This window comes from Paenibacillus crassostreae, from assembly GCF_001857945.1.
In the GTDB taxonomy this organism is placed as follows: Bacteria; Bacillota; Bacilli; order Paenibacillales; family Paenibacillaceae; genus Paenibacillus_AQ; species Paenibacillus_AQ crassostreae.
On the sequence record NZ_CP017770.1, the window covers coordinates 2528045 to 2551413 of the forward strand.

Genomic DNA, 23369 nt, shown 5'->3' on the forward strand with positions numbered 1-23369 from the left:
AGTTATCCTCCATCAGACTTTATTGATATTGCAAAACAATGCACGATAAGGGTTATATTTCCTCGCCCGAGGAGATATAACCCTTTATTTATGCTTAATCTTTACTCTATCTCGAAAAGTTTACTAATCGACAATTCTTCATGAACACGAATGATAGCTTCACCCATCAACGGAGCTACAGACAATACCTTAATTTTGTTGCTCGGGTTCGAATGTGTAATTGGAATCGTATCTGTTACAATAACTTCCTTCAGTGGAGAATTCTCAAGTCGTTCCATTGCTGGTCCTGATAGTACAGCATGTGTACAGCAGGCATAGACTTCCTTCACTCCACCTTCCATCAGAGCATTTGCACCAAGAACAATTGTTCCTGCGGTATCAATGATATCATCGATTAATATCGCCGTCTTACCTTCAATATGACCGATAATATTCATGACCTCACTGACATTCGGCTCAGGACGGCGCTTATCAATTATAGCAAGCGGTGCATTAAGGAAATCAGCTAATTTTCTTGCGCGAACAACTCCACCATGGTCTGGAGAGACCACAACAGGGTTCTCAATCTGCATTGACCGGAAGTATTGGGCTATGATAGGCACACCTAACATATGATCCACAGGGATATCGAAGAATCCTTGGATCTGCATAGCATGTAAATCCATCGTAATTACACGATGGGCCCCAGCCTTCTCAATAAGATTCGCTACAAGTTTCGCTGTAATAGGGTCACGAGAACGAGCCTTACGATCTTGACGTGCGTATCCGTAGTATGGAATAACAACATTGATACTCTTGGCCGAAGCGCGTTTCAATGCGTCAACCATAACCAACAACTCCATCAGATTATCATTCACTGGACCACAAGTAGACTGTACAATGTAGACATGACAGCCTCGAACACTTTCATTCAATTTGACTTGAATTTCTCCATCGCTAAAGCTCGTTGTATGGGAATCCCCCATAGGAATACCGATATAATCGGCAATTTGATTCGCCAGCTTTGGATTAGAATTACAAGTAAATATTTTGAGTTTGGAATCACAATAAGTCATAAAGTAAAAACCCTCCGTGCGGATTCATTGAATTCATGTTAACTAATGATCATTGATCTATTCTTCAACTAGCTGATCTTGTAATCCACTAGGTCCTACAATTGTTTGTTCTTCTTAGCAATAGCCTGATTGCGAATTTTCTCTGCATAACCAGGTTTATTCACCTGACGTTCTCTTCCGATCGCCATTTCATTCTCACCAACAGAATGTGTAATTGTGGAACCCGCTACAATAAAAGCACCCTTACCTACTTTGACAGGAGCAATCAGATTAACATTACTACCAATAAAGGCATCATCTTCAATCTCTGTCACGGATTTATTATACCCATCGTAGTTAACAGTTATTGCACCACAGCCTACATTGACATTCTTCCCGACAGTAGCATCCCCAATGTAACTCAAATGAGACACTTTGGAACCATTATTAATGGTAGCGTTCTTCACTTCGACGAAATCGCCAATCTTCACGTCTTCTCCAAGTATAGACCCTGGGCGCAAATAAGCAAATGGACCAACTGTAGTTCGCTGACCTACTTCAGCATGATCTAGAACCGAATGCTTAACTATTGCATTATTGGAAATAATAGATGAATTAATGTCACTATTAGGTCCGATGACACATTCCTCGCCTATTACGGTACTCCCCTTAATCATTGTACCTGGATACAAAATCGTGTCTGAACCAATTGTAACATCTGCGCCAATAACTGTCGAAGATGGATCTATAATAGTCACACCATTCAACATATGTCGCTTTGCAATTCTTTCTCTCATAAATTGTTCGGCCTCAGAAAGCGCTAATCGATCATTAACACCAATGGATTCGGCTACATCATTCGTAACATATCCGAGAACTGTATCGTTAGCGTTCACCAGAATCCCAATGACATCGGTCAAATAGTATTCTTGTTGTGCATTCTGATTCGTAACTTTCTCAAGTGCAGCAAACAATTTAGCATTATCGAAACAATACGTCCCTGTATTAATCTCGTGTACTGCATCTTCCTCTAGTGTACAATCCTTCTGCTCCACAATCCGTAGCACATTACCATCTTCACCACGAATAACGCGGCCGTATCCCTTAGGATTGTCCATAAGGGCGGTTAATACAGTCGCTGCCGCATGTTGGCTCTCATGTAACTTCACGAGTCCTTCTAGCGTCTCTGGCGTAACTAAGGGCGTATCACCACAGATGACAATGGTAGAGCCCACTTCATTACCAAGTAATGGGGAAGCCTGCTTAACGGCATGACCGGTACCTAATTGCTGTTCTTGAAGAACATATTCAGCAGCGTCACCTAGATAGGATTTTACTGTTTCCGCACCATGGCCAACGATTACAATCACACGTTCACTGTTGACTTGTTGTACGGTATCGAGAACATGTCCCACCATCGGTTTTCCACAAACAGGATGAAGCACTTTGTATAATTTTGATTTCATTCTTTTTCCCTGACCTGCAGCAAGAACTATAGCCATTCTTTTCAAGGGTCTTAACCTCCTGCTCATAAACTCACTACTGAATATATCTCATTCTACGAAAAAAGAAAAGGGAGCCATAGACATGGCTCCCTTTTCTTCAAACCCAATATCAAAACTTAAGCGCCTTCTTCAATCACTTCTTCTTCCTCTTCATTAGCTGCACTTTCATATTCTGCTAATACAGCAGACTGAATCTTCTCCCGAGTACCAGAAGAGATTGGGTGAGCAATGTCTCGGAATTCTCCATCAGGAGTACGTTTGCTTGGCATTGCAACAAACATTCCGTTATTTCCATCAATAACCCGAATGTCATGAACAACAAATTCGTTATCAATGGTAATGGATGCGATTGCTTTCATTCTACCTTCGGAATTTACCCGACGAAGTCTGACATCCGTAATTTGCATGTGTGTGTTCACCACCTTTTTCCATCAGAGACTTGGTGTATAATTCCACACAGCAAACGAAAATCCTTTATTTTTTCAAAGAAAATATCCTAAAATCAGGAATTTTATTAATATTAATATATTTCGACAGACTTCTTCTTTTTTCATTCAGAATTAAACCTAATTTAGTTTAATAATCGACAAAAACTACAGTCTCATCGTAAGTCAGCTTTAATCAAGTAGAAACGGCTATGCCGTCCTTTTTCAAAGACGGCATCCGTTTCAGCGGAAATATAAGGATTCAAGTGAAACTTATATTTCCTTATATTTCAAAAAAATTACCCGGTGTAACAATAATTTGTTTACTCTTGAAATCCACAGTTGTCAATTTAGCAATGGATATATAATCATGGAGTAAGCGTTCTTCATTATCAACAGCTCCCGATTCTACCAATACACCGACTCCCGCTACCTCTGCATCAAATTCAGCTAATAAGTCTACCATACCTTGAATGGTACCGCCCGCCTTCATAAAGTCATCTACAATAAGCACTTTAGATTTATCCTTCAGAGCACGCCGTGACAAAGACATCGTATGAATACTTTTGTGTGAACCTGAAACGTAATTAATGCTTACCGCAGACCCCTCTGTCACTTGATGATCACGACGGACGAGCACTACTGGTAAATTAAGCTGTGCTCCTGTGGCATAAGCTAAAGGAATACCTTTCGTCTCTACAGTCATCACACAATCAATCTCTTTATCAGCAAAAGTCGTTGCAAAAATTTTACCCGCTTCATTCATAAGCGATGGCTCACCCAGTAAATCGGACATATATAAATATCCTCCAGGCAAAATCCGGTCTTTCTGCTCTAGTCGAGCACATAGTTCCTCAGCGAAATGAAGTGCCTTCTCCTTAGTCATCTTAGGAATAAATCTCACTCCACCGGTTGCTCCTGCGAATGTTAGAAGTTCTCCCATGCCTTCGCTCTCAAATACTTCTTTAATAATTGCTAGATCCTCACTTATAGAAGATTTAGCTGCCCCATATCGATCTGCAAACGCCGTTAGAGGAATTAATGTATGTGGTCTGTTTAACAGATATTGCGTCATCTCTACTAATCGTGCACTTCGCTTTAATTTTTTCACAAAATACTCCTCGCCAAATCCGAATATTATACATAAAATATAACATTATTATACGTGTTTACACAAGGGTTGTGAAAATTAGGTCAATAGTCTTACGGCATATACCTCACGACAGAATCCCCGTAATCCATTATATATTCTTGGCACTTTTGATTCTTTTGATACAAGACCGAACACTGTTGGTCCACTTCCTGACATTAACGTACCATCCGCACCTAATCTCATCATTGCTTCCTTCAATTGTTGGACTTCAGGGTGCAACTTCAAGGTAACGTCCTCAAGTACATTACCAAGTTGTTCGCAGACTTCCTGAAAGCTTCCTGATTGGATAGCGGCAATCATATCTGCGGCTGATGGATGCTTCGAGATCTGATCACTCCTCAATCTCGTATACACTTCTTGTGTTGACACATTAATAGGTGGTTTAGCTAATACAACCCAACATTGTGGAGGATTACATATAGAATGTAACACTTCTCCTCTTCCTGTAGCGAGTGCAGTCCCACCAGTTACGCAGAAAGGCACGTCAGAGCCAAGTTCGGCCCCCAACTCTTGTAACTCTATCATCGGAATATTAAGACCCCAGAGACGATTCAGACCCCTAAGGGTGGCTGCTGCATCGCTACTTCCCCCAGCCAATCCTGCTGCTACCGGAATTTTTTTGTCCAAATGAATATGGACACCTCGTTTTACATCATATCGATCCTTAATAAGTCTAGCCGCTTGGAATGCCAGATTCTTCTCATCCAAAGGAATATACCCAACTTGGCTCGATATAATAATTGTATCTCTTGGTAATTCTACCATTTCTAAACGGTCTGCCAGATCAACCATAGTCATCACCATTTCGACCTCGTGATAACCATCCGGACGTTTATGTAATACATCCAGCATCAAGTTTATTTTAGCCGGTGCTTTCTCATAGGTTTTCAAGGCGTTCACCCACCCTTAATTTTTCGCTCATCATAACTTCAAACATTATATCAAACTGTTTCATCCAAGTCATTTAAAAAGGAGACTAACCCCGTTGGGGTTAATCTCCTTTTGATATTCATTATAAATTTGGGTTCCTAGCTGCTGCCTTCTCTGCAAGTTCAATCGCTCGTTTCACCATATTCCCTGCGTCCTTAGCTCTAATTCCACCCCAGCCCTCTTTTTCAACCGTGTCATAGAAACCTAAGTCCTTAGCAAGCTCATTCTTGAGATCCTCTGACATTACACTACGTCGCTTACGGCTCATGATGGCCCTCCTTCTCACAAATGGGGATGAATGACCTTTATAGTATGTACAATTCATCTCTTCTCATTCATCAACAGCTCACGACCATCGCCAGCAGTATTTGTAAAAATAAGGGATAAGCTTCACTTACTCTAAATTCTTATATATAAACAAAAGAACCCTCAATTAAGAAGGGTTCCACTTGTCTTTATAAGATTAATTTATACTTTGATATACTCAAGCTGCATTTCATTGTTATTCTCACAAATCGTAACTTCTACAGCAGAAGTTAGGATATCAGCATAACTGTATGAAACACGTTTAAAAGTTTCTTGTTCTTGATCAAGCTTTACAATAAAAACAGATGGGTACGTCTCTTCCAAAATACCGGTCCGCTCAACAGTCTTGCGGCGACCACCATTGGCACGTAACATAATTTTCTGACCTACATGAGCATCGAGACTATACTTGATCTCTAACAGTGCATTTTTAGCCATGTTTAACGACCACCTCTTTCCTTGTCCAGTATAACGGACTTTTCGGTGATTGTCAAACAAAACATCAATTATATCAGCACCAAAAATATATTGTCAACGATTTTTTTTCGGATTAGTACAAGCCCACAAGATTTCAACAAAAGAAGACCCAGAATCCAAGTAGAAACGGCTATGACGCCCTTTTTCAAAGACGGCATCCGTTTCAGCGGAAATATAAGAAAGTATCAAAAATCATTTTCATAATTACGCAAATCGATTTAGATGCATCGGTGATTATGAAATTGATTCAAGTGAAACTTATACTTTCTTATATTTTGAAAAATAGACTCCGGGCTGTTGCTATTACATCGCAGAAGGTGTTACTTTCAGAGTAGAAAGATCATTCAGACGGGGTAAGCCCATTCGATAACTTCCACGAGACTCAACTCCACCCACACCCTGGCTACCACTAATTGTATTGCTCAACACATCATTCATGTTAATCGTCTCTCGAACGGATGTGAATGCAGCTTTAGCTGCTACGTATACAGGATCCAGCGCATGGATAAGAATTCGACCTGGTGAACTAGCAAAATTAGCTCCCGACTGAAGCAACGCTTCAAAATGAGACTGACAAGCACCTGCTACAATGGTCAAAGAATCCAAATGACGTTCATACTTTCGCGCCACCTGAATGGCAGATACAAAGTTCTGAGAATTCTTATAGCTGCTCAAGCTATGCAGGTCTCGGTTCTGCCTATGCTTTAATACGCCATCATGACCTGTGATTACGACAATATCAGGTTGGACCTGTGGTAATAGACGATATAAGGCATCCGCCATGCCAGACTCCCTAACATAATGTCCCTCTGCAGGCACACGTAGTTGCTCATAGATTCGAAGGCTTTTTTGCAAATAATTGTGATCTCCATCCAAATGAAGTACTTTACCTGGTATTTCAAAGAATGAGACTTCCTGCGCTAGATCTCTTCCTCCGCTTAATTGAGCTTGATGGAGAGCTGACTGCTCCTTGCGTTGCCTTTGAAGCGACGATAAAGACTCGCTGGCTCTTGCTTGCGCCTGCTGGATCTTTTCGCTTACAGGTACAGTTGGTGCTCTCATTAAGTCTTTAAGCGGAGAATCCGCCAATAGTCGGAACTCTGTGCCTTTCAGGATAGCGTAGTCTTGCTGCAATTCTTCAATACGGAACGCTATATCTCCGCCATATGAGCGGCGGACAACCAAGTCGCCCAAATTCATTAGAACATCACCCCTACCTCATGGTATGGGCAATGATCTCTATTGGTTCATATTTTCTTCATATTTAAGCCGTTGGATTACTACTCTACACTTCTCTAAACAATACCCGCTTCATATAACACGTTACTAAGTGTCGCGAATTCCTGTAAGCTAAGTGTCTCTCCGCGTCTTGAAGGTTCTATTCCAGCTTGCACTAACATGGCATCAATTCGCTCGCGTCCTTCGGGAAGCGTATATCTACTCTTCAGGTTATTCGAAATCGTCTTCCGTCTCTGAGTAAATGAGGATCGTACCACATCGAAGAAATGCGCTTCATCCTTTGTCTCAACTGGTGGTTGTTCACGAACAGTTAGACGAATAACTGCTGAATCTACATTTGGCTGAGGAATAAAGACCGTATGTGGTACAGTACAAATCAACTTCGGCACACTGTAATATTGAACCGCAATACTGAGACTTCCATACTCCTTACCACCCGGTGATGCAGCCATACGTTCAGCAACTTCCTTCTGAATCATGACAACAATATGCTCCAATGGAAGCTTCTCTTCCAATAACTTCATCAGAATAGGTGTCGTAACATAATACGGTAGATTAGCTACAACACTTACCTTAGACACATCCTTGAAATTAGATTCAAACAACGCTGGTAAGTCTACATCAAGCACATCTGCTTGTTGGACATGTACATGCGGATATGGCTCCAATACTTCTTCAAGTATAGGAATAAGACGTTTATCAATCTCCACCGCAGTCACAGTACCCGCACTTTGTGCTAGCCTTTCTGTAAGTGCACCAATCCCTGGACCAATTTCTAAAGCCCCTTTGGTGGGATCTAACTCTGCAGCTTCAACAATTTTATTCAGAATATTCTGATCGATGAGGAAGTTCTGACCCAAGCTCTTCTTAAAAGAGAAACCATGGCGTCTAATGATATCCTTCGTTCGTCCTGGTGTAGCAATATTATCTAATTGATTCATCTATTCTTTACCTCCCTCTTCAACTTGGGCGAGGGCACTAATGAATTCATCACGCGTAATTTGAAATATGGCGAGACGTTTCAGAAATTGCTTGCCGTTACAATACCCTATTCCAAGAATATTACCCATTTCCATTCTCCGAGCAGCTGCATTCGGGTGAACTATAAGACCTGCTCCAACAAGATCCTCCATGTCAATTAAACTCTCTGCACCCTCGTAGGATGTATGTACTCGAGCTAAAGCATGTCTTATCGCATCAGGAGATGCATTCTCCACACCAATATCCCCTTTACGAGTCGCATCGGCTTCTGGTATGAAAGCATGCTTACATCCTGGTACTTTATTAGCTATTATTTTGCGAATGCGTTCGCCTGCATGGTCAGGGTCAGTAAAAATAATAACCCCCCTGCGCTTCTGTGCTAATGCAATTCGCTGTATTATTCGTGCATTAATAGCGGAACCGCCTGTCTCAATGGTATCCGCCTCTACCGCCCTCTTAATAGCTGTTGTATCATCGCGACCCTCCACGACAATAATTTCCTTAATCATAACGATTCTTCCCTCCAGAGCGAATATAACAAAAAGAAGAGGATTAATCCTCTTCTTAGCATGACTTCCATATGACCTTAATAGTATAGGAATATAAAGCTATTGTAAAACAGATTTAGTTCAGTTCAGGCTTAACAGGTCCTATCACATATACTGTTTTACCATTCTTGCGTCCGAAGTTACGGGCATTCTGTATGGAGTCATAATATACATCAACCTTATTCCCCTTGATTGCTCCACCTGTATCTTCTGCACGACGGAAGCCAATACCTTCAATGTACACCCACCATCCCATAGGAATAACGCTAGTGTCCACTGCAATCGTACGACCTTCTGTTACTCGTGTGCCTGATGCAGTCCGCGTTCCAATACCGTCTTCTTCGGCAGAGTATGCCGTCATGGATACGTTATTAAGCACTTTTTTATAAGTGAAATCGACGCCAGCTTTACTGACTCGATTATTCTTTGAGTTTACATTCTTAGTGCTAACAGTAGTTGTTGCTACAACAGCCTTAGGTTTCTCCACCTTCGTACCCACAGCAACGACCTTGTCCTTAGCTTCCACTACTTCTTTTCCTACCAAACTCATCGTTACAAATTGTCCATCTTGATATATTTTCTCGATTTGTTGAACCAGTGTTCCAGACTGTCCATTCTGAACCACCTTGACATTACCTTTCACAATCGTTGGGTCGGATGTCTTGATGACACGGAAGGGGAGTTCCTCCACACGTTCAACAATCTGCTTATTAATTCGAATAACTTTAATCTCCAAATTATCTGTTATCTCTGTCGTCAACTCAGGAAATACTTTATCGTCTTCATCCAAAGTAATACCTATATCTTGAATAACATCTTGTACTGTCTTTTGTGATGTAAACCTAGTTATAGATTCACCGTCGGCTGTTAAATTAACTTCAACTGCACGTTGAATATGGACTTTATCCCCATCTTCAAGCGAACTATTAAGTGAAACGGATACCTTATCTTCTGGTCTTAGAACAATCGCTTGTTCTTCCAACATTTGATCTAGCATAGCATGTTGCGTTTCGATGGCACTCACTTGTCCATCAATGACCAAATACACCTGTTTACGCCCATGAATGCTACTGAACAAAAGAACAGTCAAGGTAATCGCTATTAGGGCAATAGCTGCTACTGAGATCTTACTTAAATTTTCAACCTTCCAACGCGGTGCGTAAGTCATGCTGGATGATGATGAATCATGGGTTTCTTCTTTGAAAATGCCCACTTTCCGATCCTCCTTCATAGCCTCGCCGTCTAAAATAAAACCTAATTGCCTTTGACGCGACTATTATTAAATTTTTACAGGATAGTAGAATAAATTCTAACCTGCATCATGTACCGGTCTGCTCGTCATGATTGTCACCTCCTATTTACAAGAGTATGATGACAAAATTGTCTTTATTCTAAAACAAAAAAAGCCATTAGAAAGAGTTAGAGGAACTCTTTCGTGGCTTTCCGATAGTCTGAATAACGGAAATACATGCACGAGGTTGCCTCTCTTCATTGCGCTTACGAGGTTAGCTGTCGGGTTTGGACGAAAGAGAGCCGCCCGATCTTAGGTCAACCGCTCATGGCGGATGCCCTTGAATTCACCCCAAAGACCCAATAAAAGAAATCAGATATGCCTGTGTCTATCAATAATCAGTATCAGTCATATTGGTTCCCCCGTTCTCCAATAGTTAGGAGATTTAGCGAGACTGGTTCAAGAAAATAATAAGCTATCAAATTCGATCAGCTTTTATCACTGAAAAGATGATATCGTGTTTCTATGCATGTTGTAAAGCACGTTTCAACCACGAAATTCTGAATAAATGGTTAAAATTTTGTAATATTCTCTCTTTTAGAGATGAGTAGATATAAATAAGTCTCGAATTCTCTATTTTTCATCCATTTTACTCCCGTTTTCACATAATCCCAAATAAACCCAGTGAATTTTTGGTGGTTATTTGGGCAATTTCCTCTAAATCCATCCCTTTTATTTGAGCCGCTGCTTCTGCTACTAACCTAACATGAGCACTCTCGTTTCTCTTTCCACGAAATGGATGTGGTGTAAGATATGGGGAATCAGTTTCGAGTAATAATCGATCCATGGGCACCTGTGCTAATACTTCTTTTGGTTGTTTAGCATTCTTAAATGTGATCGGACCTCCAAACGACAAATGGAATCCCATATCAAGGCATATTTTAGCAGTTTCCCAACTACCAGAGTAAGAATGCATAATCCCTCCTACGTCTTTGGCCTTCTCTTCTCTTAGAATTCTAACTACATCCTCATGGGCATCTCGGTTATGAATCACAATTGGCATTTTTAATTCCCGGGCTAGTCCAATCTGTTGGCGAAACACTTGTTGTTGTATATCTTTAGGAGAAGTATCCCAATGATAATCCAACCCGATCTCACCAATGGCTACAACCTTATCATGTTGGCAAAGGGATGCAATCCATTCTAAGTCGTCCTTCTTCATTGTGATCGCATCCACTGGGTGCCAACCAACAGCAGCATAGATAAAGTCATATTTCTCAGCGAGTGCCATCGTTGTCGGAATCGTCTCTCTGTTAAATCCTATATTAACCATCCTACTAACTCCGCCTTCAACAGCGCGTGCAATTACCTCATCACGATCTTCGTCGAATTGTGGAGCATCCAGATGTGTATGTGTGTCGAACAAGTCCATTATAAAAACTCCTTTCAAATCATAATTCTATGGTGTGAAAATGTGTGCAATTGCCATAGGGAACGATGATATTACTGCATTGATTTTCTCTTCAGGGTAATATAACCGGAACTTCCCATGTTGTAGCCCGCTTATCGAACGTACAATTTCCGATACTTCTGATATTTCCATTAGTCTTTCTTGTCGATCTAACAATAATATTTGCTTCTGACTTACTTCATCTCCCGAATGAAATACATCATACGGAAGATCACTTGGAGAATCAATCGCGACATCATAATCTGGATTCAATCCACATTGACGGAACACCTGAATGATCTCATGTACCATTTCCAATTCTAGTGGTTCTAATTCTACATATTTATACAATCTACGATGCATAAATCGACTGCAAAGTTCGCTAAGTATAGGGTCTTTCTCTGAGATCCATTGCATAAATACAGTCTGAATAAGTGCTTCATCCAATTTTAAATATTGCTCTACAGTCACCTTGTCCTCGAACAGACTAACCAATGGCGCTATCATAAATTCAAACGTATACCCGTTGTTATATAAATCTTTTGCTCGCTTAAAAATTAGTTTTAAAACAATTTCTGAACTACGAGTCACAGGATGGAAGTACACTTGCCAGTACATTTGATATCTTGCCATGAGATAATCCTCAACCGCATGCATTCCAGACTCCTTCACAACGATTCGACCTTGATGGGGTCTTAGCACCCGTATAATCCGGTCGATATCTATTGTGCCGTAATTTACACCTGTATAATATGCATCTCGTAATAAATAATCCATCCGATCAGCATCAAGTGCACTGGACACAAGATTGACAACAATTGGTTTATGATAGGTTCTTGCAATGACAGAAGCAACCTTGTCTGCAAACCCGTAACTAACCTCACTTAGAATGTCATGTATTTGAGTATTACCTAATAAGATCCGAATGGTCCAATCTTCATGATTCATATCAAAAGCTTCTTCTATAGAATGTGAAAACGGTCCATGCCCTAAATCATGAAGTAGTGCAGCACAAAGTGTCAGTAATTTCTCTTCTTTCGGCCAATCAGAATAATGGTTTCTTTCAAATAAGGATATAATTTGTCTAGTAATCTCATAAACACCCAATGAATGTGAGAAACGACTATGCTCTGCACCATGAAAGGTTAAGTAAGATGTTCCTAACTGACGAATACGACGTAAACGCTGAAATTCATTTGTATTAATCAGTCTCCAAATGGTCATATCTTGTACATGGATATAATTATGAACCGGATCTTTAAAGACCTTTTCTTCATTTAAAAGATTCATCATCTTTTTTTCAACTCCTTTTATATCATTTCATACAAAAAAACCCATTGATTAGTGTCGTAAAATGTCGAACAAAGTAATGTTTTGTGACATCAAATGCCCATTTTATTCCTGCAGACATTAATTTTTAATCCTTATGTAATATCTTCAATACAATAATATGATATAAAAAACTGAACTTTACTGCTATAATTTTGTTGACTAATATGGTAATGCTTGGTACTATATATAATATAGAAAAAACGAAAATTGTCGAATTTTGACAAATATTAATTTGTGTTTGAGAGAGGAAGTATTTTAGATGATGAAATCAACTGGTATTGTAAGAAAAGTCGATGAACTAGGCCGGGTTGTTATTCCAATTGAATTGCGCCGTACATTAGGTATTGGTGAGAAAGATGCTCTAGAAATCTACGTTGATGGTGAACGTATTATTTTAAAGAAATATGAACCTGCATGTATTTTCTGTGGAAACGCAGAGAATGTTATATATTTCAAAGGGAAAATTGTTTGTAACGAATGTGTATCAGAAATCCCAACACCTGTGACAAACTGAGAAAAATAGGGTATACTAAGATTATTCAAATTGTTAATTCAAACCTTTATTATAACTCCTTGATATCCTCTGTTAGCTTTGTATCATTGCTAACAGAGGATCTTTTTTTTGCAAACCACCCAATTACTCATAACAATGCGTTATAAACATCCCTTTTTGAAACACCGCGATCGATAGCCGTTTTTTTCATAGCATCTTTCCTATTCTCGCCATCATTCTCATACCGTGTCACATGTTCTTCGAGAGATAACTCTTGCCACCAAGCATCCTTCTGCTTCTGTTCCTCTTCCTGACTTGCACCTTCAAGCACCAATACATATTCACCGATAGGGGGATGATCACCCATCCACTCTAAACAATCTTCTATACTCCCACGAACCATTTCTTCATATCTTTTTGTTAATTCACGCGCAAGTACAATTCTACGATTCCCGAGAAATTCTAATAGAAATCCCAACGTCTTAATAATACGATGAGGTGACTCATACATTAATAATGTCCCTTGTGCATACTGAACAGAAGATAACACCGACTGAACATCTTTACGATCACGAGGCAAAAAGCCAATGAAGGTGAACCGCTCTGTCGAAAGTCCAGATACGATTAATGCAGACAGTGCTGCATTAGGACCGGGGATAGGAATCACTGGAATTCCTTCAGCAATAGCTAATTGAACCAGATCCGATCCTGGATCAGAAATGGCGGGTAGACCGGCATCACTTACAAGTGCTAAATTTTTTCCTTCTATTATATATCGAATTAATTCAGGCCCACTTGCTGCCTTATTATGCTCGTGATAACTAAATAAAAGTTGTGGTGTGATTTCAAAATGAGTTAACAATTTACGAGTCTGACGTGTATCTTCAGCTGCGATAATATCACACTCTTTTAGTATTCTTACCGCACGAAACGTCATATCCTCTAAATTACCAATGGGTGTGCCTACTAGATATAAGGAACCCCCGCTCCGTGTTGATTCTCCCTGAAAGCTGCTTTGCTTGGTTATATTCATATTTCACCTTCTTTTTTTCCGTAGTAGATTTCTAACAATTCTGGGCAGTATTGATTTTGCTCATTATATACGATTAACGGTGGAAGAATCCTTACCTCAGGTTTCCCATCACGCAAAGCCTCGATCAGTACCATATTCGCCTCTACATTGGCACGAGGATGAACGAATCGTATCCGTTTCGGCTCTAGACGATATTGCCGCATCAACGCGATCAGGTCACCTAAACGTTGTGGTTTGTGCACCATGTTGATCTTACCACCCGGACGCACTAATCTTGAGCTAGCCTGTAATACATCCTCCAAAGTACAATGGATCTCATGCCTTGCAATAGCCTGATGGGAATTAAGCTTAAGGTCACTTCCATTCAGTGGCATATAAGGTGGGTTCACCGTAATCGCATCATACACACCATGTCCTGTTTCCTTATATAATTCACGTAGGTCACCTTCTCGAATCACAATACGATCTTCAAGCCCATTCATTCTCACACTCCGACGCGCCATATCAGCAAGCCTTGGTTGAATTTCAATCCCTTCAATTGTAGCCTTACTCCGTGTAGTTAATAGTAATGGAATAACCCCATTGCCAGTACACAAGTCCAATATACGCCCTTTTGGAGGAACGCTTGCGAATCGAGCTAATAATACCGCATCCATTGAGAAACTGAATACTTCATCGCTTTGAATGATCGTTAGATCATGTGTCAATAAATCATCTATTCTTTCTGATTCTTGCAGAGTAACATCTTCTTTTTTCATATACCCTATCCTTCTTACCTAGTTATTATGTGTCAACCATTATATTTCCAAAAAAACCGTAGGTAAACTCCCCTACGGTTCGTTATTACTATTTATTCAGGAAAGACAGGCAGAATAGACAATCGCCTTCCGTTCGTAAGTGTCCATAATAGACATTACAAATATGAAAGCCCTCATGATATAACCTAGCAAGATTATCATATCCCTCACCCACCACATCTTCAGGAATGACATGAGGATGGTTTGTTGGTGATGGATCTCCATCTTCCTGTAGTTGAGCTTCTCTCTTCAAAATAATTCGAAGTCGCTCATTCTCTAAAGCTAAACGATTGTTCTCTTCTAATAACTCTTTTACGAGTAACTTTAAATCACCCAAATCACTGTGCAGATGCTCCATCTGAGCTTCCATTTCCTGCATGCGTAGAAATACATTTCTCTTTTCCATGTTTGCACCCCGAACAGTAACCTCTATGGTCTACTTGATGACAACGTCATCTATTGGAAGTTCCTTTACTTTCCCTATCTCAAACAATTGCACATGAACAGTACGGCTGCCAGCATTAATCCCCACTACTTTACCATCCCCTAGTGAGGTAACCACCATTTTACCTACGGAAGGCAGTTCTTCCCTTACACTTTCATAGTTATCATGCTCAAATTTAAGGCAACACATGAGTCTTCCACATAAACCTGAGATCTTGGTTGGGTTCAATGACAAGCGTTGATCCTTCGCCATCTTAATGGATACTGGTTCGAAATCTCCAAGCCATGATGAGCAACATAGAATTCGTCCACATGGGCCAATCCCACCTAACATTTTGGCTTCATCACGCACACCAATCTGTCTTAACTCAATCCTAGTTCTAAAGATACTAGCCAAGTCCTTAACCAACTCGCGGAAATCCACTCTTCCTTCAGCTGTGAAATAGAATATAATTTTGTTTCGATCAAAAGTAAATTCTACATCTACAAGCTTCATTTTGAGTTCATGATCGCGAATTTTATTTAAACAGGTGACAAATGCATCTTTTGCTGCCTGTTGGTTCTCTTCAACTATGCTTGCGTCGGAATCACTGGCGATACGAATAACTCTCTTCAGTGGTAGTACCACATCAGATTCGTCCACCTCTTTTTTACCAACGACAACCTTTCCGTACTCGATCCCTCGCGCTGTCTCAACGATCACGTGATGGTCCTTTGTAATAGGAAAGTCCAATGGATCAAAATAATATATTTTGCCCGCTTTTTTAAACCGGACACCCACTACATTGTACAAAAACTAACCCCCCTACCCCTTACACCTTAATCTTTCTAAAATCACTGGAACACCAGTCATCATTGCCCCAGACCAATTAGGAATTGCTCCAGACAGAGTTGTCCATTTACATTATAGCGTAACTTCTTCTTTCCTTCAGCAGCCAGATCCATATAAGAGACCCATTGTGACTGACTACGTAAAGAAGCATTATTGGACAAGAACTCTAACTGATCTATAAAAACGATACTTTCATGTCTTCCGTATTGCACATGCAGCATATCTTTGAACCATAAATGAAAAAGGTTAAAAATAAGTTCTAGATGTTCTGAGAGTCCTGTCTTGAACAATTTCGTTCCAGCAGTAATAAGCGAGGTACTCCCTCTGCTCATAGACTCCTTCCCTAATTGTAACACTAGGTTTCTAATTTCTGCAAACCAATTCTGCTCCAACAGTTCTCTGCATCCTTCCAATCCAGAAGATAGATGAACGGCACAACGAACTAATGGTGAAGGATACCCTTCATTAATTAGAATTTGCAGCATGGTTGAGGGATTCAATGGCATAAATGGAACCCGCTGCGATCTAGATTGAATCGTTGGAAGCATGGCTTGTACATTCGATGAAATTAGAATAGCCACGGCGGGAATTGGTGGTTCTTCCAGAAATTTAAGTAAACTATTAGCGGCTTGATTAGTCATCGTATCCGCCTGATCAATAATATAGACTTTCGGATTGTTAGATTCCGAACGATAGGAAAAGACCCGCTGTAATCCGCGGATCTGATCAATTTTAATTGATGCCCCATCCGGAACGATTAGATGTAGATCGGAATGGTTACCGTGATCAACTTTTCGACATTCTAGACAATGTCCACATGCGTCATCTTTACTTTCAGTACAAAATATAGCTTTCGCAAAAGTAAGTGCCGTCTTCATCTGACCACATCCCGTCGGTCCGTTAAACAAATAGGCATGGCTCACAGCATCTTGACGGAGGCCATTCTGCAGCATTTGCAATGCTACATCCTGCCCTACAATATCATTAAAAGACATACTTCCTCTTTTCTTAAAGTATAAGAAGGTATACTATACCTTCTTATACTCTCGTGGATACTAAAAGCGATACGAAGTATCGCTACTTCGAAAGCATAATCTTAAGCGATACGAAGTATCACTAGCTTCCCTATTTATTAGTCGATCAACATCATGTCATGCGTAGCTTCTGAATCAGAAACTTAGATTGATCAGCATGCCACGAATTTCTCCCATTTGCTCGAGAAGAGCTATCTTGCCCTCTTCGCTTTCTAATAATTCATCAGCCATAGCCAGTAAAGCTGCATCCAGCTCATCAATTAATTTATATCGTTTCCCACGACCTCTTCGATCCCAGCCTCTGGTCTCCTTCATTGTTACACCACGACGAACAGTATCTTCAAGGAATCGTTTGATCATCATCCGATATGTCTTCAATTCACGAATCGTCATTGATCTCGCCAAACGATCCCCTTGCATTTGAATTTCTTTAACCCGTCGGCCAAGTTCTTCTTGTGATGCATGGTGTCCTTGCTGTTGAATAACATCAGAGAAAGATTTTTGCTGAATAGGTTTCGCGTTCGTATCTGTAATGGGAATTTCGCTTTTAATGGGCCTATAACCCGGATTTATTTTCATAGGATTCGCCTGCCTTCATGATAGATTCCTCTACCATCTAACTTATTAAAAATGTTCGAATCGATCAACTGGCATTACAAATACAGTTGCTCCACCCACTTGAACTTCTACCGGAAGTGGTAAATACGAGTCCGTCGTACCACTCATTGGGGTAACTGGCGTAACCAGTTGTTCACGAACCTTGCAACTTTTATTAATTACAGCCATAACGGCTTCAACTTGACTATCATCTACACCAATCATAAATGTAGTATTCCCTGCACGCAAGAACCCACCTGTACTCGCTAGTTTGGTTGCACGAAAATTTGATTTCACAAGTTCACCTGATAGACGGTTACTGTCTTTATCCTGTACGATCGCAATGATTAATTTCATCTTGCATTCCTCCTCATGATTAATAGAGTGTTTACAGAATCAATTTCATAATTATGCAAAGGCGATTATGAAATTGATTTTACATAGACTGATATTGTCGAAAATCTGATGGGTATACGAGATATGATTAAGATTCATTACGAATCAATTTCATAATTACAAAAACCGATTATAAAATTGATTTTATTAAACTATATTATTTGACAAAGAGGCCCTAATATCCTTTAAAACCCTCTTTTCCATTTCAAAAATCAGCTGATTTACGACTTCAATAGATGTTTGCTCAGCATTAATCGTAATGATTCGACACGGATATTGCTCGGCCAGGAGTTGATAAGCTTCTCTAACTTTATGATGGAATTCAATCTTTTCCAGATCAAGTCGGTTCACTTCCCGCTCCTGACTAGCCGCAATACGCGATAATCCCACCTGCGGGTCAACATCTAGATAAAATGTCATCTCCGGCATAAGGGAATCGATAGCAAATTGGTTAATATTCCATACTTCATCCATTCCAAGCCCTCGCGCATATCCTTGATAAGCGAGACTACTATCTACGAAGCGATCACAAAGTACAATAACTCCTGCATCGAGAGCTGGCTTAACCTTTTCTACTAAATGCTGACGGCGAGCAGCCGCGTAGAGTAGTGCTTCGGTTCGAGCATCCATCGCTGTATGTTGAGTGTCCAGAATGATTCCCCTGATCTTCTCAGAGATTTCGATCCCCCCCGGTTCTCTTGTAATCATATAAGAGATGGATTGGCTATCTAGATAAGAGCCTAGTTCACGAAGAGCAGTTGTTTTTCCTGAACCCTCTCCTCCCTCGAAAGTTATAAATTTACCTCTTAGATTCATAAATTTTCCTGCTTTCTGTCATTCTTGAAGACCATGATATGATGCAATTCGGGATCTTTCGTCCCATGGCACTTCACTCTCGCAGATTCTAGAACGAGTAGTCTTTCATATGTTTGTATAGTAATATTCTCACCAGAATATAAGATTGGAATCCCTGGTGGATAGGGAATGATCATCTCAGCGGCTACTCTGCCTGCACACTGTGCTAAAGGGATACATTCGATATCTTTCAGCGATACTGGCTTCATACTAAAGGCAACGGGTGTCGAAATAGCCTCCTGCGAAATGTTCCACGTGGAAAATTCGACAGCATCTCTCATGGGTAACACAGATTGCTCTTTATCATAGGTATCTATCTCTAATAACGATATATGCTGAAGAGCATCTAAAAGGTGATTAGTATCTTCTATCGTAGACCCTAAACTGAATAGTAAGACGACGAACACATCGTCGCTCATCTCTGGTATGCAGCCGTGCTCTTCTAGCAAGCGCTGCAGTTCGTACCCACCTAGCACCCCGGTATCGTCATAAATGACGACTTTAAAGGGGTCTTGGGTGGTATAAGGAGCCGCCAGCTGCGCGTCTGGCGGCTCCTCGCTGTCCGCCGAGGCTACGCCTGCGGACAGGCCCCCGGGCTGCTGCGGTGGAAGCAGCAGCCCGTAGCGCGGGAGCTTCGCGAGCCCGCGCTTGAAAGCACTCACAGCGGCGAGCCCCGCTGTGAAGGTGCTCTCGCCGCCCATGTGCAACTGGCGGCGGGCCAGGTCGAGCGAAGCCATCACGGGGTATGATGGGCTAGAGCTCTGAACCATCGTTAAGCGCTGGCGAAGCAGCTCGCGGTCAATCCTTGATCCCTGCACATGCAGCATGGCACCCATCGTAAGTGCGGATAACATCTTATGTGTCGACTGGACGACACCATCTGCACCACAGGATAGCGCGCTAGACGGTAGCGCAGGATGCTGTCCATAATGAGCACCATGTGCTTCATCCACCAGCAGAGGCACAGCATAATGGTGACATACTTCGGCCAAAGGCCTAAGATCGACACCCATGCCATGATAATTCGGCATCGTCAGCAATACCCCTTTGGCATGAGGATAAGCATCTAACGTTGCGCTTATCGTTGCAGCTGTAGGTGCTATTGGCAATCCACTAATCGGATCAATCTGTGGATGTAAGAATATCGCCTTCGCACCCGCTAGCATTAGACCATGTAATACCGATTTATGCACATTCCGCTGCACAAGTAACATATCCCCTGGTGATGTACACACCGTAAGGATCAACGATAAATTACCGGCTGTGCTCCCTCCTACTAGAAAGAAACTCTCCTCAGCCCCGAAACAATCTGCGGCAAGATTTTGTGCCTCTTGAATAACGCCCTCAGGATGATGAAGATCATCGGTACCTGTAATCTCTGTAACGTCAATCTCCATCACTTCGCTCAGTAACTGCGCACTTCCATCGGATGCAAAAGCTTGTCCATTCTTGTGACCTGGAACATGAAAAGAAATATTCTTTTTTCTTCTGTATTCAATTAATTCCTCATATAGCGGTGCCCTTGATTTGTCCAACCCATTCTTAAGAGTACCCATCTGATTTTTTTTCAATGAATTGTTTGGTATAGGCATGAATCTTTTGATCCCTTCCCCGGTCATTTATCTATCTATTTTATCTTAATATAGTCTTATCTGAATCAATTTCATAATTACGCAAACCTATTTAGATATAACTATATATTGACAGAATGGGTCGTTCTGATCAATCTATAGTCCTTATTTAAGCTGCATAAGCGAATATGATATTGATTCATCGACTATTCATATTCCTCAATACCCTTACAATTCTTGCTTGAACCTTTACCTATTTTCTATTATCTCATAAATTTTCATTTAGAAACCAAAAACTCCTATAGAATACACTAATGTGCACCACAGAAGTTTCCACTACACTCTTATGATCTATCTCATGGTTAACCCTAACCATACAGATCTTGTTCATCAATTACTCTAATATTATTATCGAATCCTACTTGTACCACATAACTTAAACAGAGGCTACTGTGAACCGCTCTTTACGATGCTTCGGCTGTTCAATCTCATCTAACACAGCGACAGCATAGTCCTCCATACTAATATAACTTCTCCCTTCCGTATTCACGAGCAGATGATCTTTTCCTGATTGGTATTGGCCACTACGTGTTCCAGGTTCAATCTCCGCCGCTGGGCTTAGAAACGTCCAATCAATAACCTGGTCTGCTAGGTATAGCGTAAGAGCTTCTCCTTGATTCTTTGCCGTTGGTAGAGCAAAATCAGGGAATCCCGGTGTATCTAGAACACGGGTACCTTGATCATCTACCAATAGACTTCCTGCACCTCCTACAACAATGAGACGAGTATTTGGAGCTTCATGTAATAACTCAATCAATTTATTATTTGCATCGATATGTAGATGCTCTTCCCCGAACTTCGTTCCATAAGCACTCACGACAACTTCAAAGGCTTGCAATTCATTCGTAATCTCAAAAATATCTTTTTCAATAACTGCAATATCATTAAATTGTTCAACCTTCTTTGAATCTCTTACTACCGCTGTAACATGATGCCCTCTACTTAATGCTTCACCCACAATTCGACTTCCAATCCGCCCACTTGCTCCAACGACTGCAATATTCAATAGAAACACTCCTTCATTTTCATGATAGAATCAATTTAATTTGTTTTCGATATTCTTGTAACCATTATAGTTACAGGTATGAGCGATGTCAATTCTAATCTGTTTTGAAATTTTACCTAAAACTCATTATGCTATAATGTAACTACATTTATTTCATCATGAAGGGAGGATTTAGTAATGGCCATCAGTAGCCGCTTTTCTGTCGCTGTTCACATCTTATCTTTATTAGAAATTTCAAAAAATGAACGATTAACCTCAGAGATAATCGCAAGTAGTGTGAATACCAATTCTGTCGTAGTACGTCGTATTATGGGTATGCTGAATAAGGCTGGCATTATCATTACATCCCCTGGAGTAGCCGGTGCTAGAATCTCCCGTCCCATCTCAACGATCACCTTATTGGATGTGTATCTAGCCGTTGAGGTAGAACAGCAAGATCATTTATTTACGATCCATGACAAAGCTAATCCACAATGCCTTGTCGGTAAGAATATTCAACACACACTTGAACAACGATTTATTCAGGCTCAACGAGCCATGGAGATGGAATTATCTCAAGTTACCATCGAACAAATTGTCGCAGATCTTTTGATACAAGACTCTGACATTTCTACGTATCCCTTTAAATAAAAAAAAGAACAGCTATAAGCCGCCCCTTTCCTTCATATCATAAATCGTGAGTTTCGGTCTAAGCATGTACCTGCATACTTATTTTTCTCATTTGATGAATAAAATACCGATATTTCGCTTCCTCTGTATTCGTATGCACCATTTCCGACTCGCAAGTCTCGCAGATAAATTGAGATATAATCCATATCCCTTCTTCTTTCCCTTGCCCGCAAATAATACAGACGTGTTCCGCATGATCATTCATCATCCATCCCACCTTGTCCTTTTCCTATCAGTATGATACAGTTTCTACTATTTTAAACCTTTTCATAGAAGATTTATAATATTCTGATGACTCTGTATATGTATTCAAACTCAGACCCACTGGTGTCTGTACATTTAAAAACATCTTTATAAATTGTATATGATAACCGATATATTATTATAGATAACCTCAAGGAGGATTGTTGACTTTATGATAGAAGAAAAAGAATCAAGCGCTACTTTTTATCAATATAAGCTTATCAAAAAAGTTCCCCATCCTAAAAGAATGAACATCGTCTATTGGGCCGTTCCCTGTATAGTAGGAATATTGATGATGACTCTAATCACTTGGTCTAGTATATTTTACTTTTTATTAGCTTCTCCTGTTGTTCTGTGGATTCATTATGTTATATCCCGTTCAGTTTTATTGGTTGCAGGTTCCAACTATCACAAACGTTGGTCCTTCTCCATTAAATCTCCTTGGATCGGATACATGCCCAACCAATATATTAGCTATTCTTTATTCCGCAAAGTAACTTCATTTGCGATGTGGATTAGCTTATGTGTATTCCTTATTCTACTTTTTTGGTCACCCTTATCGTTTATTACAGGGCTTATCTTCTGGCATCTATGGTTTTTACTTCCACGCCTATACACATTCATGAGCTTATCTGGTCAGCGAAAAGATGGCATGATCAAAATTAACCCAGATGACATATCCTACTATAAGCAGTAATCATCGTTATAATACATAGTAAAAGAAGACC

General features: G+C 40.4%; 27 protein-coding genes and 1 riboswitch. Of the genes, 3 read left to right on the top strand and 24 right to left on the bottom strand.

Going from position 1 to position 23369, the window contains the following annotated elements; genetic code table 11:
• Window positions 1-101: 101 nt before the first annotated feature.
• The 13 genes from LPB68_RS11760 to LPB68_RS11820 form a co-directional block, all read right to left on the bottom strand.
• Window positions 102-1055, bottom strand: coding sequence for a ribose-phosphate diphosphokinase (locus LPB68_RS11760; RefSeq protein ID WP_068661287.1), 954 nt, complete (start codon window positions 1053-1055; stop codon window positions 102-104).
• A gap of 95 nt (window positions 1056-1150) precedes the next feature.
• Window positions 1151-2545: a bifunctional UDP-N-acetylglucosamine diphosphorylase/glucosamine-1-phosphate N-acetyltransferase GlmU gene (glmU, locus tag LPB68_RS11765; RefSeq protein ID WP_068661288.1), complete on the bottom strand. Its 1395-nt coding sequence runs from the start codon at window positions 2543-2545 to the stop codon at window positions 1151-1153.
• A 110-nt stretch (window positions 2546-2655) separates the two neighbouring features.
• On the bottom strand, window positions 2656-2946 hold the full coding sequence (spoVG, locus tag LPB68_RS11770; RefSeq protein WP_068661289.1) for a septation regulator SpoVG: 291 nt from the start codon (window positions 2944-2946) through the stop codon (window positions 2656-2658).
• Window positions 2947-3247: 301 nt separating this feature from the next.
• Entirely contained in the window at window positions 3248-4075 is an 828-nt protein-coding gene (gene purR / locus LPB68_RS11775; protein ID WP_068661290.1) for a pur operon repressor, read from the bottom strand.
• 78 nt (window positions 4076-4153) lie between these two features.
• Entirely contained in the window at window positions 4154-5008 is an 855-nt protein-coding gene (gene ispE / locus LPB68_RS11780; RefSeq protein ID WP_068661291.1) for a 4-(cytidine 5'-diphospho)-2-C-methyl-D-erythritol kinase, read from the bottom strand.
• A gap of 121 nt (window positions 5009-5129) precedes the next feature.
• Window positions 5130-5315 (bottom strand): alpha/beta-type small acid-soluble spore protein, encoded by a 186-nt coding sequence (locus LPB68_RS11785; protein ID WP_068661292.1) that lies wholly within the window; start codon window positions 5313-5315, stop codon window positions 5130-5132.
• Window positions 5316-5515: 200 nt separating this feature from the next.
• Window positions 5516-5791: a biofilm formation stimulator Veg gene (veg, locus tag LPB68_RS11790; protein WP_068661293.1), complete on the bottom strand. Its 276-nt coding sequence runs from the start codon at window positions 5789-5791 to the stop codon at window positions 5516-5518.
• A 342-nt stretch (window positions 5792-6133) separates the two neighbouring features.
• A complete protein-coding gene (gene yabG / locus LPB68_RS11795) occupies window positions 6134-7030 on the bottom strand; it encodes a sporulation peptidase YabG (RefSeq protein ID WP_068661294.1) in 897 nt (298 codons plus the stop codon).
• 95 nt (window positions 7031-7125) lie between these two features.
• The gene (gene rsmA / locus LPB68_RS11800) at window positions 7126-8010 is read right to left on the bottom strand and encodes a 16S rRNA (adenine(1518)-N(6)/adenine(1519)-N(6))-dimethyltransferase RsmA (protein ID WP_068661295.1); all 885 of its coding nucleotides are present in this window, start codon (window positions 8008-8010) and stop codon (window positions 7126-7128) included.
• Window positions 8011-8559 (bottom strand): ribonuclease M5, encoded by a 549-nt coding sequence (gene rnmV, locus LPB68_RS11805; RefSeq protein WP_068661296.1) that lies wholly within the window; start codon window positions 8557-8559, stop codon window positions 8011-8013. It abuts the gene before it with no gap.
• Window positions 8560-8674: 115 nt separating this feature from the next.
• Complete coding sequence (locus LPB68_RS11810) at window positions 8675-9811, bottom strand: resuscitation-promoting factor (RefSeq protein ID WP_068661297.1); 1137 nt, start codon at window positions 9809-9811, stop codon at window positions 8675-8677.
• A 266-nt stretch (window positions 9812-10077) separates the two neighbouring features.
• A riboswitch (cyclic di-AMP (ydaO/yuaA leader) is annotated at window positions 10078-10290 on the bottom strand.
• Between the two features lie 200 nt (window positions 10291-10490).
• Window positions 10491-11261 carry a TatD family hydrolase gene (locus tag LPB68_RS11815; protein ID WP_068661298.1) on the bottom strand — a complete coding sequence of 257 codons (771 nt, stop codon included), beginning with the start codon at window positions 11259-11261 and terminating at the stop codon, window positions 10491-10493.
• A 27-nt stretch (window positions 11262-11288) separates the two neighbouring features.
• The gene (locus LPB68_RS11820; RefSeq protein ID WP_068661299.1) at window positions 11289-12572 is read right to left on the bottom strand and encodes an HD domain-containing protein; all 1284 of its coding nucleotides are present in this window, start codon (window positions 12570-12572) and stop codon (window positions 11289-11291) included.
• 298 nt (window positions 12573-12870) lie between these two features.
• On the opposite strand from LPB68_RS11820, the gene LPB68_RS11825 reads away from it, so the two are divergent.
• Window positions 12871-13125 carry an AbrB/MazE/SpoVT family DNA-binding domain-containing protein gene (locus LPB68_RS11825; RefSeq protein ID WP_068661300.1) on the top strand — a complete coding sequence of 85 codons (255 nt, stop codon included), beginning with the start codon at window positions 12871-12873 and terminating at the stop codon, window positions 13123-13125.
• A gap of 127 nt (window positions 13126-13252) precedes the next feature.
• Here the strand turns inward: LPB68_RS11825 and rsmI are convergent, their stop codons facing one another.
• The 10 genes from rsmI to LPB68_RS11875 all read right to left on the bottom strand — a co-directional run bounded on the left by rsmI (window position 13253) and on the right by LPB68_RS11875 (window position 21729).
• Window positions 13253-14137 (bottom strand): 16S rRNA (cytidine(1402)-2'-O)-methyltransferase, encoded by an 885-nt coding sequence (gene rsmI / locus LPB68_RS11830; RefSeq protein ID WP_068661301.1) that lies wholly within the window; start codon window positions 14135-14137, stop codon window positions 13253-13255.
• Window positions 14134-14895, bottom strand: a complete 762-nt coding sequence (locus LPB68_RS11835) for a tRNA1(Val) (adenine(37)-N6)-methyltransferase (RefSeq protein ID WP_068661302.1) — start codon at window positions 14893-14895, stop codon at window positions 14134-14136. Before LPB68_RS11835 ends, rsmI begins: the two co-directional genes overlap by 4 nt.
• An 88-nt stretch (window positions 14896-14983) precedes the next feature.
• Complete coding sequence (yabA, locus tag LPB68_RS11840; RefSeq protein WP_068661303.1) at window positions 14984-15340, bottom strand: DNA replication initiation control protein YabA; 357 nt, start codon at window positions 15338-15340, stop codon at window positions 14984-14986.
• Between the two features lie 30 nt (window positions 15341-15370).
• Window positions 15371-16171, bottom strand: a complete 801-nt coding sequence (locus LPB68_RS11845; RefSeq protein WP_068661304.1) for a PSP1 domain-containing protein — start codon at window positions 16169-16171, stop codon at window positions 15371-15373.
• Window positions 16172-16230: 59 nt separating this feature from the next.
• The gene (gene holB, locus LPB68_RS11850; protein WP_068661305.1) at window positions 16231-17205 is read right to left on the bottom strand and encodes a DNA polymerase III subunit delta'; all 975 of its coding nucleotides are present in this window, start codon (window positions 17203-17205) and stop codon (window positions 16231-16233) included.
• A 174-nt stretch (window positions 17206-17379) separates the two neighbouring features.
• Window positions 17380-17823, bottom strand: a complete 444-nt coding sequence (locus LPB68_RS11855; protein ID WP_068661306.1) for a YaaR family protein — start codon at window positions 17821-17823, stop codon at window positions 17380-17382.
• 45 nt (window positions 17824-17868) lie between these two features.
• Complete coding sequence (locus LPB68_RS11860; RefSeq protein ID WP_068661307.1) at window positions 17869-18198, bottom strand: cyclic-di-AMP receptor; 330 nt, start codon at window positions 18196-18198, stop codon at window positions 17869-17871.
• A 186-nt stretch (window positions 18199-18384) separates the two neighbouring features.
• The gene (gene tmk / locus LPB68_RS11865; RefSeq protein ID WP_068661308.1) at window positions 18385-19053 is read right to left on the bottom strand and encodes a dTMP kinase; all 669 of its coding nucleotides are present in this window, start codon (window positions 19051-19053) and stop codon (window positions 18385-18387) included.
• Window positions 19050-20648 (bottom strand): aminotransferase class I/II-fold pyridoxal phosphate-dependent enzyme, encoded by a 1599-nt coding sequence (locus tag LPB68_RS11870; RefSeq protein ID WP_068661314.1) that lies wholly within the window; start codon window positions 20646-20648, stop codon window positions 19050-19052. The genes tmk and LPB68_RS11870 overlap by 4 nt, the downstream gene beginning before the upstream one ends.
• 451 nt (window positions 20649-21099) lie before the next feature.
• Window positions 21100-21729, bottom strand: a complete 630-nt coding sequence (locus LPB68_RS11875; RefSeq protein ID WP_068661309.1) for an NAD(P)-dependent oxidoreductase — start codon at window positions 21727-21729, stop codon at window positions 21100-21102.
• 177 nt (window positions 21730-21906) lie between these two features.
• Here LPB68_RS11875 and LPB68_RS11880 point away from each other — a divergent pair, with 177 nt between their 5' ends.
• Window positions 21907-22359, top strand: a complete 453-nt coding sequence (locus LPB68_RS11880) for an Rrf2 family transcriptional regulator (RefSeq protein WP_068661310.1) — start codon at window positions 21907-21909, stop codon at window positions 22357-22359.
• 58 nt (window positions 22360-22417) lie between these two features.
• Here the strand turns inward: LPB68_RS11880 and LPB68_RS11885 are convergent, their stop codons facing one another.
• Window positions 22418-22606 carry a sigma factor G inhibitor Gin gene (locus LPB68_RS11885; protein WP_418303803.1) on the bottom strand — a complete coding sequence of 63 codons (189 nt, stop codon included), beginning with the start codon at window positions 22604-22606 and terminating at the stop codon, window positions 22418-22420.
• A gap of 207 nt (window positions 22607-22813) precedes the next feature.
• On the opposite strand from LPB68_RS11885, the gene LPB68_RS11890 reads away from it, so the two are divergent.
• Window positions 22814-23338: a hypothetical protein gene (locus tag LPB68_RS11890; protein WP_068661312.1), complete on the top strand. Its 525-nt coding sequence runs from the start codon at window positions 22814-22816 to the stop codon at window positions 23336-23338.
• Window positions 23339-23369: the final 31 nt, after the last annotated feature.